This is a genomic window from Achromobacter sp. 413638, from assembly GCF_043119405.1.
Classification (GTDB): Bacteria; Pseudomonadota; Gammaproteobacteria; order Burkholderiales; family Burkholderiaceae_B; genus Achromobacter.
The window spans coordinates 1-12541 of sequence record NZ_JBICCO010000134.1 but is presented as its reverse complement, the minus strand read 5'-3'; the positions used below and the strand labels follow the sequence as shown (position 1 = coordinate 12541).

At 65.8% G+C, this 12541-nt stretch carries 14 protein-coding genes and 2 tRNA genes; 2 read left to right on the top strand and 14 right to left on the bottom strand.

Annotation, left to right across the window (positions count from 1 at the left end; translation table 11 throughout):
- Window positions 1–43 precede the first annotated feature (43 nt).
- The 11 genes from ACEU5R_RS30970 to petA all read right to left on the bottom strand — a co-directional run bounded on the left by ACEU5R_RS30970 (window position 44) and on the right by petA (window position 7617).
- On the bottom strand, window positions 44–517 hold the full coding sequence (locus tag ACEU5R_RS30970) for a RidA family protein (protein ID WP_103271966.1): 474 nt from the start codon (window positions 515–517) through the stop codon (window positions 44–46).
- A 208-nt stretch (window positions 518–725) separates the two neighbouring features.
- Window positions 726–1640, bottom strand: coding sequence for a transcriptional regulator GcvA (gene gcvA, locus ACEU5R_RS30965; protein WP_392413642.1), 915 nt, complete (start codon window positions 1638–1640; stop codon window positions 726–728).
- Between the two features lie 135 nt (window positions 1641–1775).
- Window positions 1776–1851 (bottom strand) — tRNA-Asn (locus tag ACEU5R_RS30960).
- 114 nt (window positions 1852–1965) lie between these two features.
- Complete coding sequence (locus ACEU5R_RS30955) at window positions 1966–2598, bottom strand: LysE family translocator (protein ID WP_392413640.1); 633 nt, start codon at window positions 2596–2598, stop codon at window positions 1966–1968.
- 42 nt (window positions 2599–2640) lie between these two features.
- Window positions 2641–3042, bottom strand: coding sequence for a VOC family protein (locus ACEU5R_RS30950; RefSeq protein ID WP_392413639.1), 402 nt, complete (start codon window positions 3040–3042; stop codon window positions 2641–2643).
- Window positions 3043–3207: 165 nt separating this feature from the next.
- Window positions 3208–3283 (bottom strand) — tRNA-Thr (locus ACEU5R_RS30945).
- Between the two features lie 131 nt (window positions 3284–3414).
- A complete protein-coding gene (locus ACEU5R_RS30940) occupies window positions 3415–3861 on the bottom strand; it encodes a ClpXP protease specificity-enhancing factor (protein ID WP_103271968.1) in 447 nt (148 codons plus the stop codon).
- Window positions 3862–3870: 9 nt separating this feature from the next.
- Window positions 3871–4482 carry a glutathione S-transferase N-terminal domain-containing protein gene (locus ACEU5R_RS30935; RefSeq protein WP_006388039.1) on the bottom strand — a complete coding sequence of 204 codons (612 nt, stop codon included), beginning with the start codon at window positions 4480–4482 and terminating at the stop codon, window positions 3871–3873.
- 151 nt (window positions 4483–4633) lie between these two features.
- Window positions 4634–5488, bottom strand: coding sequence for a cytochrome c1 (locus tag ACEU5R_RS30930; RefSeq protein WP_103271969.1), 855 nt, complete (start codon window positions 5486–5488; stop codon window positions 4634–4636).
- A gap of 23 nt (window positions 5489–5511) precedes the next feature.
- The gene (locus ACEU5R_RS30925) at window positions 5512–6900 is read right to left on the bottom strand and encodes a cytochrome bc complex cytochrome b subunit (RefSeq protein ID WP_103271970.1); all 1389 of its coding nucleotides are present in this window, start codon (window positions 6898–6900) and stop codon (window positions 5512–5514) included.
- 72 nt (window positions 6901–6972) lie between these two features.
- Complete coding sequence (petA, locus tag ACEU5R_RS30920) at window positions 6973–7617, bottom strand: ubiquinol-cytochrome c reductase iron-sulfur subunit (protein WP_103271971.1); 645 nt, start codon at window positions 7615–7617, stop codon at window positions 6973–6975.
- Between the two features lie 140 nt (window positions 7618–7757).
- On the opposite strand from petA, the gene mscL reads away from it, so the two are divergent.
- Window positions 7758–8207, top strand: a complete 450-nt coding sequence (mscL, locus tag ACEU5R_RS30915) for a large conductance mechanosensitive channel protein MscL (protein WP_392413636.1) — start codon at window positions 7758–7760, stop codon at window positions 8205–8207.
- A 122-nt stretch (window positions 8208–8329) separates the two neighbouring features.
- Here the strand turns inward: mscL and ACEU5R_RS30910 are convergent, their stop codons facing one another.
- Complete coding sequence (locus tag ACEU5R_RS30910; protein ID WP_103271973.1) at window positions 8330–9091, bottom strand: aldolase; 762 nt, start codon at window positions 9089–9091, stop codon at window positions 8330–8332.
- 164 nt (window positions 9092–9255) lie between these two features.
- On the opposite strand from ACEU5R_RS30910, the gene ACEU5R_RS30905 reads away from it, so the two are divergent.
- Window positions 9256–10257 carry an AraC family transcriptional regulator gene (locus tag ACEU5R_RS30905; RefSeq protein WP_233772660.1) on the top strand — a complete coding sequence of 334 codons (1002 nt, stop codon included), beginning with the start codon at window positions 9256–9258 and terminating at the stop codon, window positions 10255–10257.
- Window positions 10258–10271: 14 nt separating this feature from the next.
- Here the strand turns inward: ACEU5R_RS30905 and ACEU5R_RS30900 are convergent, their stop codons facing one another.
- Entirely contained in the window at window positions 10272–11603 is a 1332-nt protein-coding gene (locus ACEU5R_RS30900) for an MFS transporter (protein ID WP_392413635.1), read from the bottom strand.
- A gap of 43 nt (window positions 11604–11646) precedes the next feature.
- A complete protein-coding gene (locus ACEU5R_RS30895; RefSeq protein ID WP_392413633.1) occupies window positions 11647–12273 on the bottom strand; it encodes a glutathione S-transferase family protein in 627 nt (208 codons plus the stop codon).
- Window positions 12274–12541: the final 268 nt, after the last annotated feature.

Here is a 12541-nt window from a genome sequence, read left to right as displayed (position 1 = left end):
CCGCCCCCCCCCCCCCCCCCCCCGCTTCAGGTGAGAGACGGACTCAGGCGGCCGTCAGCGCGACCACGGCTTCGATCTCGACGGCCACGCCTTGCGGCAGCGCGGCCACGCCGACGGCGCTGCGCGAGTGGCGGCCGGCGTCTCCGAACACCGCCACCATCAGGTCCGAGGCGCCGTTGGCGACGATGCTCTGGCGGCTGAAATCCGGCGCGCTGGCGACGAACACGCCCAGCTTCACCACGCGCGCCACGCGGTCCAGGCGGTCGCCGGTGGCAGCGGCGATCTGCGACAGCACGCCCAGCGCCGACAGCCGGGCGGCCTCGACGCCGTCAGCCTCGGACACCGCGCCGCCGAGCTGGCCCAGATAGGCGGCCTGGCCGTTCTTGCGCGAGATCTGGCCCGAGATATAGAGCAGATTGCCTTCCTGCACGTAGGACACGTAGTTGGCGGCGGGGGCGGAGGCGGTTTCGAGCGTCAGGCCGAGTTCGGCGACGCGGGCGGAAATGGTGCGGGACATGGATTACCTGCCTGAAAAGGGAATGAAGGGAAAAGGAGCGGTCCAGCTTCAGGCCATGCTATCGGCCCGGGGTCGCCTTGACCAATCAATTTTCCCCGGGCACACATGAATAAAAGTAATGCGTTGCCGGCGCCAGGAGGCATGTCCGACACCATTCCCGGGACGCAAGGCGACCGCCACGGCGGCAAGCGTTGCGGGGCTGCGCGGATCAGGCCGGCGCGCCGGCTTGCGCGGCCGCCTCGACCAGCCAGTCGTGCAGCGTCTGCACGTCGGGATCCGCCGCGCCCCGGCGCGTGACCAGCCACCAGCCGATGCGCGGATCGTCCAGCGCCAGGCCGGGCAAGGCCTCGACCAGCGCGCCTCTGGCCAGCTGCGCGGCGATCATGCGGTGCCGGCCCATCGCGACGCCCTGGCCCGCCAGCGCCGCCTCGATCACGATGTTGTAGTCGTGCAGCGGCACGTTCTGCGCGCCGCCCAGGTCCACGCCCGCGAGCCGCGCCCAGGCGGGCCATTCGAAGGGATTGTGGGAATGCGAGGTCAGCAGCGGATGGCGCAGCAGGTCTTGCGGCGCGCGCGGGCGTTTCCGGCCGGCGATCAGCGACGGCGCGCAGACCACGGACAGGCGCTCGCGCATCAACAGGCGCGCGCGCACGCCGGGCCAGGTCCCCCGGCCGTAGCGGATGGCGGCGTCGACCTCGCCGCCGGCGACGTCCGCCAGGCCGATGTCGGGTTGCAGCTGCAGTTCGATATCGGGATGCGCGGCGCTGAACGCCGGCAACCGTGGCGCCAGCCAGCGCGTGGCGAAGGAGGACAGCAGGCCGATCCTGAGCCGGCGGCGCGGGCGCTGCGGCGCGCGGATTTCCTCGGTGCCCTGGCGCAGCAGCTCGAACGCGGCATGCACGCGCTCGTAGTAGGCCTGCCCCGCGGGCGTCAGCGCCACGGCGCGCGTGCGGCGTTCGAACAGCGCGGCGCCGAGTTCGGCTTCCAGCTTCTGGATGTGATGGCTGATCGCGCTTTGCGTGACGTACAGCTCCTCCCCAGCCAGGCTGAAGCTCAGGCGCCGGGCCGCGGCCTCGAAGGCGCGCAGGGAAACCAGGGCGGGCAGGGATCGCGGGGAACGCATGGCGGCATGACGGATGACTGGGGCCGGAACGGGGCCGGCGGATGCGCGTCATGCTACGCCCGACCGGCGCAAATGCAAAAAGCCCGCAACCTGGGTTGCGGGCTCTTCAGGGGTATTGCGGGTACTGCGAAATCTTGGCTCCCCGAGCTGGGCTCGAACCAGCGACCTGCGGATTAACAGTCCGTCGCTCTACCGACTGAGCTATCGGGGAACAGGTAGAGGGGGCGAATTATGCACAAATTTTTCGAGGAATGCAAAACGGCGGATGCGGGCCGTTGGAAACACGCCATGTCCGACGGATGCCGGTACTTCAGGCCGGTGCGGCCTATGTCTTCGACAGCAACAGCCTGATGCCTGCATAGGCGAAGGCCACGGACAGGATCCCTTCTATCCAGCGCTTCGACTTCTGGTAGGTCCGGACCATCAGCGGCGTGGAAAACACCAATGCGTAGCCGCCAAAGACAAGAATGCCGAGCATCGCGCAACCCGCGATGATGGCCTGGAACGAGTACGCGGGCGAGTCGGCTCGCAGCCCCAGGGACATGATGGCGATCCAGGCCAGCACGGCCTTCGGATTGGTGAGGTGCAGCAGGACGCCCCGGCGATAGAGTTGCCACTTGTTGGACGCCGCGCCGCCCGCTGCGGACGATGGACGCCCTGCCGTGAGCGCCGACCTGGCCGCCTTCCAGGCCAGATAGAGCAGGTACAGGCCGCCGGCGATCTTGATGATGAACAGCGCATCGGCATAGCTTGCCAGGAGCGCGGAGATGCCCGTGGCCGCGAGGACCGCCCAGAACATGCTGCCGGTCGTGACGCCCAGCGCCAGGGCCAGGGCCGACGAGCGGCCCTGGCTCATCGCCACGCCCATGATGGCCATGTTGCTGGGACCGGGACTCGCGGTGGCGATCAGATAGGTCGCGTAGACGGGCAGCAGCTGTTGCAGGTGTTCGATGACCATGGCCTTGGGCCTCGCGATGGCGGGACTGGCCGTCCCGGCGTGCTAGACGATGTCGCCCCGATGGACGAGGTGAATCTTGTTGCCGTCGGGATCTCGCAGGTAGGCGCCATAGTAGCCGTCGCCGTAGTGGGGCCGGGGACCCGGGGCGCCTTCATCGGCGCCGCCGGCGGCAAGCCCGGCGGCATGCGCCTGCCTCACCGCTTCTGCATCGGGGGCGAGGAACGCCACCATGCTGCCATTGCCCACGGTGGCCGGCTTGCGGTCAAACGGCGAGTAGGCGTAGAACCGTGGCAGCGTCGATCCGGGGAGGATCCAGCAGCGCGATTCGGGGCCGCCATCGGGCGTGACCGGCCGCTGGCGCAGGCCTAGCGGCTGCAGGATCGCGTCGTAGAACGCAGATGCGCGAGTCAGGTCGCTGACGCCGACCGTGATGTGGCTGAACATGAATCTGCGTCTCCAGGTTGCGGGCAGAATCTGGTGGCTCGTCCTGCGATAAGCGTGCAGGCATGGCGTCGCACAAGTATAGCGACGCCGGGCGGGCTGGGATGCGTGCGCGGCTTCATGCGCGCGGATGGGTTGCCGGGGAATATCCCAGGCCATTGATCCTGATGGTGCCGGTGAAAGGAATCGAACCCTCGACCTTCTCATTACAAGTGAGCTGCTCTACCAACTGAGCTACACCGGCAAGGCGCGCCATGGGGGCACGCGCGGGGACTGCATTGTAATGAAAAACGCAGCCCCCGGCATGGAACGGCGCGCGCGGACAGACCGCGCGCGCCGGGTGTCGCGGGCCGGGCCACAGGGACCCGGCCGGACTTACTTGACGATGGTCAGGCGCGGGCGCTTGGGCTCGTCGCCGCCGGTGTCGTCGCCGGACGGCGATGCGGCATCGGCGGTGCCCTCTTCGGCCGGCTCGGCCGTGCCTTGCGCGCCAGCGGCCGGCGGCTCGTAGGGCTGCACTTCGAAGCCCATGCCGGCGCCGGTCTCGCGCGCATAGATGGCGCTGACGGCGCCCACGGGAACGTAGACGTTCTCGGTCACGCCGCTGAAGCGGGCCTGGAATTCGATGAATTCGTTGCCCAGCACCAGGCGATTGGTGGCCAGCGTGCCCACGTTCAGCGTGATCTGGCCGTCGCGCACATGGGCCATCGGCACCATGGTGTGTTCGTCGACCTGCACGGTGATGTAGGGCGTATAGCCATTATCGGTGCACCACTCGTGCAGCGCGCGGATCAGGTACGGTTTGGTCGAAGTTTCACCCATCTGACTGCCTTAGCGACGCATGACCTTTTCCGAAGGCGTCAGCGCTTCGATGTAGGCCGGACGCGAGAAGATGCGCTCGGCGTACTTCTGCAGCGGCGCCGCATTCTTCGGCAGTTCGATGCCGTAGTGGTCCAGGCGCCACAGCAGCGGAGCCACGGCCACGTCCAGCATGGAGAATTCCTCGCCCAGCATGTACTTGTTCTTCAGCAGCATGGGAGCCAGCTGGGCCAGGCGGTCGCGGATGTTCTGGCGCGCGTTGGCCAGCTTCTTCTCGTCGGGCTTGGCGCTGCGGTCTTCCAGCGTCGAGACGTGGACGAACAGTTCCTTCTCGAAGTTGTAGAGGAACAGGCGGGTGCGGGCGCGCATGACCGGATCGGCCGGCATCAGCTGCGGGTGCGGGAAGCGCTCGTCGATGTACTCGTTGATGATGTTCGACTCGTACAGGACCAGGTCGCGCTCGACCAGAATGGGCACTTGACCGTACGGGTTCATCACCGAGATGTCTTCGGGCTTGTTGTACAGGTCGATGTCGCGGATCTCGAAATCCATGCCTTTCTCGAACAACACGAAGCGGCAGCGTTGCGAAAACGGACACGTGGTTCCGGAATAGAGCACCATCATGGCGATAAGTCCTTGTATAAAAAGCGAAAGGCCAGCGCCTTAATCTAGCAGGCGCTGGCCCCGATTGCCAGGCGGGACAGGCGGTACGGCCCTGTCCGCTGGTCCCGTCCCTATTTTCATGGGGACGGAAACACCTGGCGGGGCGTTGCGGTTAACGTACGTGCTTCCAGTAGGAGGCGTTCAGGCGCCACATTACCAGGAAGAACAACAGCAGGAACAACATGACGCCGACGCCGAGCTGCACGCGGAAGGTCTGGACGGGTTCGGACATCCAGGCCATGAACGCGGTCAGGTCGGCCACGTCGTTGTCGTAAGTTGCGACTTGGGCCGGGTTGGCGGCCTTGAATTTAGCTTCAAACGTGGCGTGGCCGTGGTAATTCGCCACCGGCTCGGCCTTCACGTTTGCAAAACCTTGAGCATCGTACACCGTCGTGACCTTTTCCCAGGTCTTGGGCTCGCCTTCCTTGCCCTCGACTTCGTGCATGGCCACCGTGGTCAGCTCGCGCGGACCCTGGCGTTCCCATAGCGCGTGGGGCATGCCCACGGCCGGGAAGACCAGGTTGTTCCAGCCCGTGGCGCGCGAGGTGTCGCGGTAGAACGTGCGCAGATAGGTGTAGATGTAGTCCGAGCCCGAGGGACCGGCGTTCACCGACTTGGCCCGCGCGATCACGGACAGGTCCGGCGGCGTGGTGCCAAACCACTTCTTGGCGTCCTTGGCCGTCATGGCGACGTGCATCATGTCGCCGACCTTCTCGCCGGTGAACAGCAGGCTTTCCTTGATCTGCTGGTCGGTCAGGCCGATGTCCCGCAGCTTGTTGTAGCGCATCGAGGACGCGCTATGGCAGTTCAGACAGTAGTTGACGAACAGCTTGGCCCCATTTTGCAGCGAGGCGACGTCATTGACGCGGTACGGGGCTTTTTCCAGGGGGAAGCCGCCCTCCGCGGCGAAAGTGGCGGTGCACGTGAGCATCATCAATGCCACGGCGCCAATCAGCTTCTTGATCATGGTCGGTCCGTTATCTCGTGGGCTCAGTGGGGCTGGAACGTGACGCGCTCGGGCACGGGCTTGAACGTGCCCAGGCGGCTCCAGACCGGCATCAGGAAGAAGAATGCCAGGTACAGCAGCGTGCCGATCTGCGACGTCAGGTTCAGCGGCGGGCTGGGCGGCTGCGTGCCGATGTAGCCCAGGACGAGGAAGTTGACCATGAAGATGCCGTAGATCCACTTGTGCCAGGTCGGGCGGTAGCGGATCGACTTGACCGGCGAATGGTCCAGCCACGGGAGGAAGAACAGGATGACCACGGTGCCGCCCATGGCGACCACGCCCCAGAACTTGGCGTCGATCGCGCGCAGCAGCACGGCCACGACGATCAGGATGCCGGGGACGGCGACGCGCAGGATGCCCTTCAGGTTGCTCTTGACCAGCAGCGCGATGGCGCCCAGCACGGACGCGCCCGCCAGCACCCAGGTGAACTCGTCGGTGGTGGCGCGCAGCATGGAGTAGAACGGCGTGAAGTACCAGACCGGCGCGATGTGCGGCGGCGTCTTCAGCGAGTCGGCGGGAATGAAGTTGTTGAACTCCAGGAAGTACCCGCCCATTTCCGGCGCGAAGAACACGATGGCCGCGAACACCAGCAGGAAGCCCGCCACGCCCACCAGGTCATGCACGGTGTAGAACGGGTGGAACGGGATGCCGTCCTTCGGGCGGCCGTACTTGTCCTTCGGGCCCTGCTTGATCTCGACGCCGTCCGGGTTGTTCGAGCCGACTTCGTGCAGCGCCACCAGGTGGGCGGCGACCAGGCCGACCAGCACCAGCGGGATGGCGATGACGTGGAAGGCGAAGAAGCGGTTCAGCGTGGCGTCGGACACGACGTAGTCGCCGCGGATCCAGATCGACAGCTCGGGACCGATGAACGGGATGGCGGCGAACAGGTTCACGATCACCTGGGCGCCCCAGTAGGACATCTGGCCCCAGGGCAGCAGGTAGCCGAAGAAGGCTTCCGCCATCAGACAGAGGAAGATCGCGACGCCGAAGATCCAGACCAGTTCGCGCGGCTTGCGGTACGAACCGTAGAGCAGCCCGCGCAGCATGTGCAGGTAGACCACGACGAAGAACATCGAGGCGCCGGTCGAGTGCATGTAGCGCACCAGCCAGCCCCACGGGACTTCGCGCATGATGTATTCAACGGACTGGAACGCGCGTTCGGCGTCCGGCTTGTAGTGCATGACCAGGAAGATGCCGGTCACGATCTGCAGCACCAGCACCAGCAGTGCCAGCGATCCGAAGAAATACCAGAAGTTGAAATTCTTCGGCGCGTAGTATTCAGACAGATGGGCTTTCCAGGTGGACGTCACCGGAAAGCGCCGGTCCAGCCAGCCCAGCAGGCCTGTTGTCTCGACGGTTTTCTCGCCAGCCATGTAACGGCTCCTTCTCTCACGTGGCGTATTGTTTTACTTACGCAATTCGGGAATGAAAGCGCGACGCGGGCGTCAGGCTTTGTTGTCTTCGTCGACGCCCACGATGATGCGGGTGTCGCTCAGATACTGGTACGGCGGAACTTCGAGGTTGTCGGGCGCGGGCTTGTTCTTGTAGACGCGGCCGGCCAGGTCGAACGTGGAGCCGTGGCACGGACAGAGGAAGCCGCCCTGCCAGTTGGCGCCCATGCCGCCGCCGCCGCCCGTTTCGAAGTGAGCGGTGGGCGAGCAGCCGAGGTGGGTACAGATGCCGACGCAGACGAAGATCTCGGGCTTGCGCGAGCGGCCTTCGTTTTCGGCGTATTTGGGCGTGAAGCCGGGGCGCTTGGAGTTCGGATCGGCCAGCAGCGCGTCCTGGGATTTCAGGCCGGCGAGCTGTTCGGGGGAGCGGTGGATGATCCACACGGGCTTGCCGCGCCATTCCACCGTCTTCATCGCGCCGACGGGGATGTCGCCGATGTCCACTTCCACGGGAGCGCCGGCGGCGCGGGCCTTTTCCGAGGGGGAAAACGTGCTGACCAGCGGCACGGCTGTTGCTACACCTGCTACGCCACCGACAGCACAGGCGGTGGTTACCCAGAAACGTCGCGAAGGATCGGGCGGCAGATTGGGGTCAACCGCACCGTCATCGTCGTCATGCACCAGCGTATCCTGACTCATCTTCCTATCCTTGTTGATGCGCCCGCTCTACGAGTAGCATCACTTCTGCGGCATCGGGTTCGCGGGAAAATGTAACAACATAGCAACCGCGTATTATAGCGTCGCCCATTCTAGGGCGTATCACGAAGGGAGTGCTATTTATGAGCAAAGCGGGTGGTTTTATCAAAGAGTTCCGAGATTTCGCCGTCAAGGGCAACGCGGTCGACCTGGCCGTCGGTGTCATCATCGGCGCGGCGTTCGGCAAGATCGTCGACTCGCTGGTCAAGGACATCGTGATGCCGCTGGTCAACTTCGTGCTGGGCGGCTCGGTCGATTTCTCGAACAAGTTCCTCGTCCTCTCCATGCCTGCCGGCTATAACGGTCCGATGACCTACGCCGATCTCACCAAGGCCGGCGCCAACGTCTTCGCCTGGGGCAACTTCGTCACCATCATCATCAACTTCGTGTTGCTGGCGTTCGTGATCTTCTGGATGGTCAAGGCCATCTACAAGGCGCGCGCCAAGTCCGAGGAAGTGCCGGCCGCGCCCGCCGCCACGCCGGAAGACGTGGCCCTGCTGCGTGAAATCCGCGATCTGCTGAAGAAACCCTGACCCGAAGCCCGACCCGCGCCGCCGCGGTTCGGGATCCGCGCTCCAACGGATCCCGGGCCGTGGCAAGCGGACGTTCCCGCCGGCGCCACGCCGGCCTGCGCTGAACGATCCGCCAGTTTGTTCTATTGCGCAGCCATTTGCCGCTCGACGCGGCGCGCGAACATGGCGAAGCTTGCCCGCACGATGCTCGGCTTGAGCAGGAAATCGTGCGATTCGGCGGCCAGCGCATCATCCACCGGTTTCACCTCCCCGTAAGCGGCGGCCGCCAGAAGCTGGTTGCGGGCCGCGCGCTCGATCAGCACGGAAAGGTAGAGCGCTTCCTCGATGCAGGAGCCGGCCGCCAGGAAACCGTGGTTCGCCAGCAGGATGCTGCGCTTGTCGCCCAGCGCCGCGGAGATGATCTCGCCTTCCTGGTCGGCGATGGGCAGGCCGGGCCATTCCTTCAGGTGGGCGCAGTCGTTGTGGAACGGCGTCGCGTCCATGTGCGCGACCACCAGCGGCTGGCCCGTCATGGACAGGGTCGAGACATGCGGCGGGTGTGTGTGGATGATGCATTGCACGTCGGGGCGCTGCCGGTACACCCAGAAATGAAAGCGCACGGCGGGGTTGGGCGTGCCGGGTCCGTCCAGCACTTCCATGTTCTCGTTGATGCGGATGACCGAGGCCGGGACGATCTCGTCGAACGCGTGGGCCATGGGTGTCGTCAGGAACGTCCCGTCGTCCTGGCGCACGGTGATCTGGCCCGCGAGGGTTTCCGAATGGCCTTCGCTGGCGAGAACGCGGCAGCTCAGGGCCACCTTTTCCTTCTCGTCCCAGTTTCCGAAGTCGAGCTTGTTCGCGGAGCGCGCAAAGAAGGCGTCGGCATGGGCTTGTTTTTCCAGCATGGGGTCTCCTTGGGGATAATGGCTCCATTACACGCCCGCCCCGCCGCCGCGCGATTGACCGATCACGAACGCCGGTTGACCCCATGCGACAGCACGGGCGCTTTGCCGGCCGTCGCCGGCCAGTACGACAGAGTGTTCCGAGCATGCCACGAGCCCGCCAGACCATGCCTCCGCCCGCCCGGCCCGCCGGGCCCGAGGCGGACCTCAACTTCGCGCCCCGGTTCCGGCCTTTCTATGCGCAGGAGGTGGCCGGATACGAGCGTGAACTGGACAAGCTGGTTCTGCCGGGCGAGTTCCGTGCGCTGACCGAGCATCCCCGGCTGCAGTTGCAGGCCTGCAGGCTGCGCGCGGGCGGACGGGTGGTGAGCCTGGAGTCCACGCCGATCGCCGTGCAGCATCGCGCGGAACATGCCGCAGACCTGCAACACGCCGAGTTTCTGGCGAGCTTCGTGATCGCGGGGCACGGCGTCATCGTCCAGAACGAGGCTACCCTGCCCCTGGAGCCCGGCGACATCATTTTCCGCACGACCGCCCTGCCGTCCGAGATCCGGATGTACACCGATTCGCGCATCGTGGTGGTCAAGGGGCCGCTATCTCGCCTGCTCGGCGCGCATAGCCTGGCGATGTCCCAGTTCACCGCGCAGCGCGGCGTGGCCAGCCTGCCGTTGGTGCAGACCGCGCATCGCTGCCTGCGCCATGTGTTCTTCGACAAGACGGAATCCAATCCCGTGTCGTCGCTCTTCGCCGAGCAGGCGCTGTTGGCGCTGCTGGCCTCGATCTACACCAGCCAGGCGCTGGAGAAGATCCCGGGCGACGCACGGGCCCCGGCCGACAACTGGCAGGTGCTGGCCAGCTACATCGATGCCCATATCACCGATCCGGAACTCTCGGTGCAGGCCGTGGCGGATGTGCTGCGCGTCACCACGCGCTGGGTGCACCGGCTGTTCAAGACGCGCTCGCTGCAATACACCGGCTACGTGCGCGAGCGCCGCTTGCAGCTGGCTCGGGAGGCGCTGGAGGATCCACGGCGCGCTCACGTCGAAATCAAGGAAATCGCCGCGTCCTGCGGTTTCCTGCATGCGAGCCATTTCATCCGCCGCTTTCATGAACGCTTCGGTATGTCGCCCGCCCTGTACCGCAAGCAGGCCGGCAGCGGCGGCGCGTAGCCGCGCGCTTTCGGTCAGCCGTGGCGCAGGTCCTGCGGCGTGGGTTTCATGAGAAACGCCGAGGTGCCCGCGACGACGCCGAGGAACGCCAGGTAGATGCCCACGGGAAGAATGCTGCCGAACTTCTGAACCAGCGTGGCCGAGATCAGGGGCGCCAGGCCGCCGCCGATGGCGGCGGAGAACTGGACCCCGATGGACAGCCCGGAATAGCGCAGTTCCGCGGGGAACTGGGCGCTGTAAAGACTGGACTGCGGCGCGATCATGATGGCGTAGTTGAATGCCATGGCGACGAAGACGGCCAGGCTGTATGCCACCAGCGAGCCGCTGCCCACCGCGAGAAAAATAGGAATGGCCATCAGTCCCAGCAGCATGCCGCCCCAGCCACAGACGCGGCGCGCGCCGTTGCGGTCGCCCAGCATGCCGAACAGCGGAATGGTGAACATCAGCACGCCGGCGCCGTAGAGCAGGGCATGCAGCGCGTCGGCCCGGCTGAAACCCAGTTTCGATACGGCATAGGACACCGAGAACACCAGGAAGGTATAGATCAGCGTCACCTCGGCGATCTTGCAGCCTATGCACAGCAGCAGCGACCTGCCGTGCGCGCGCAGCAGTTCGCGCAGAGGCATCTTGTCCTCCAGCGGCTGCCTGGCCCGTGCCCTGTCGCGCTTTACGGCCTCGAACTCCGGCGATTCGTCGATGCCGTGGCGGATGAACAGGCCGACGACGATGAGCACGGCGCTGGCGAGGAACGGCAGGCGCCAGCCCCAGGACAGGAAATCCGCTTCCGGCAGCCGCGTCACCAGCGCGAACGAGCCCACGGACAGCAGGATGCCGAGCGGCGCGCCCACCAGCGGCAGGCTGCCGAAGAAGGCTTTCCACTTCGGCGGCGCGTGTTCCACCGCCATCAGCATGGCTCCGCCCATTTCGCCGCCGAACGACAGGCCCTGTCCGATGCGCAGGACGACCAGCAGCACCGCCGCGGAGATGCCGATCTGTTCATAGGTCGGCAGCAGTCCGATGAGCACGGTGCATATGCCCATCAGCAGCAGGCTCAGCGTCAGCATGGATTTGCGGCCGATGCGGTCGCCGAAGTGGCCGAACAGGATGCCGCCAATAGGCCGTGCCAGCATGCCGCTGGCGAACGCGCCGAAGGCCGCGAGCGTGCCCGTCACCGGATCGAACTGCGGGAAGAAGATCTTGTTGAATACCAGCGCGGCGGCGGTGCCGTAGGCGAGGAAGTCGAAGGCTTCCACCGCGGTGCCGATGACCGTTGCGACGGCGACCCGGAACAGGTTCGGTTTCTTGTGGGGGCGGGCAATGGGCTCCGCGGCCTGAGTGGCGTCCATGTTGTCTCCTCTTGGTTTGTCGTTGTGTTGGTCGTCGCGGCGTTCATGCGCCTGGCGGCACGTAGCCTGGCAACTGCTGGATGCGTCCGCGCCACGCGGCGATGGCGGGATAGGCGCAGAGGTCGATGGCGGCTTCCTCGGCCAGCGCCAGATAGCCATAGCAGGCGATGTCGGCCACCGTGGGCGCATCGGAGCCGGCCAGCCAGTCGTGCGCGGCAAGATGCTGGTCCATGCGGCGCAACACGCGTTCGGTGCGGCGCCGCATGCCCGGCATGTCCAGCAGCGCTTCGTCCACGCCCAGGTGGTGCGCGGCTTCGGCCTTGCTCACGACATGCGTCAGCCGCAGCGGTTGCAGGCTGTTGGCGATCTCGTTGGCGGAGACGGATATCCAGGCATGCATGGCGCCGATGCGGGGCAGCGGCGCCAGCCATGCGGGGGCGTAGTGATGCGCCAGGTGCAGCAGGATGGCGTGGCTGTCCCAGAGTGCGGTGTCGCCATCGACCAGCGCGGGAATCTGCTGGAAGGCGCTGATGCGCTCGAATTCCGCGGTCTGGTTCTTGCGCGCCAGCACGTCCATGAACCTGCGTTCATAGTCCATGCCGATGAGCGCAAGGAACAGCCGGACTTTGTAGCAGTTGCCGGAGCGTGGGTGGTCATGGAGGGTCAGCATGCAGTGTTTTCCGGGTCGTGGGGCCCGCCAGGAAGGGCCTGGCCGTGGGGGGCTGCATGGAATGCTAGGACCGCGGCTGGCGGCGCAATTGACGTGGAGAGAACCGCGATTGACCAGATGCGACGCGGCGCCGCCGCATTGATCGCATCCCCTGGTTTTCCCGGATCGAAACCTGGCCGATTCGGTGGGGGCTGGACGGCATGCGCCAGACCTCCGCTGGCATGCGCCGAGCCGGCAAGTCGTCTCCGTAGCGGGCGTTGCAATGAAA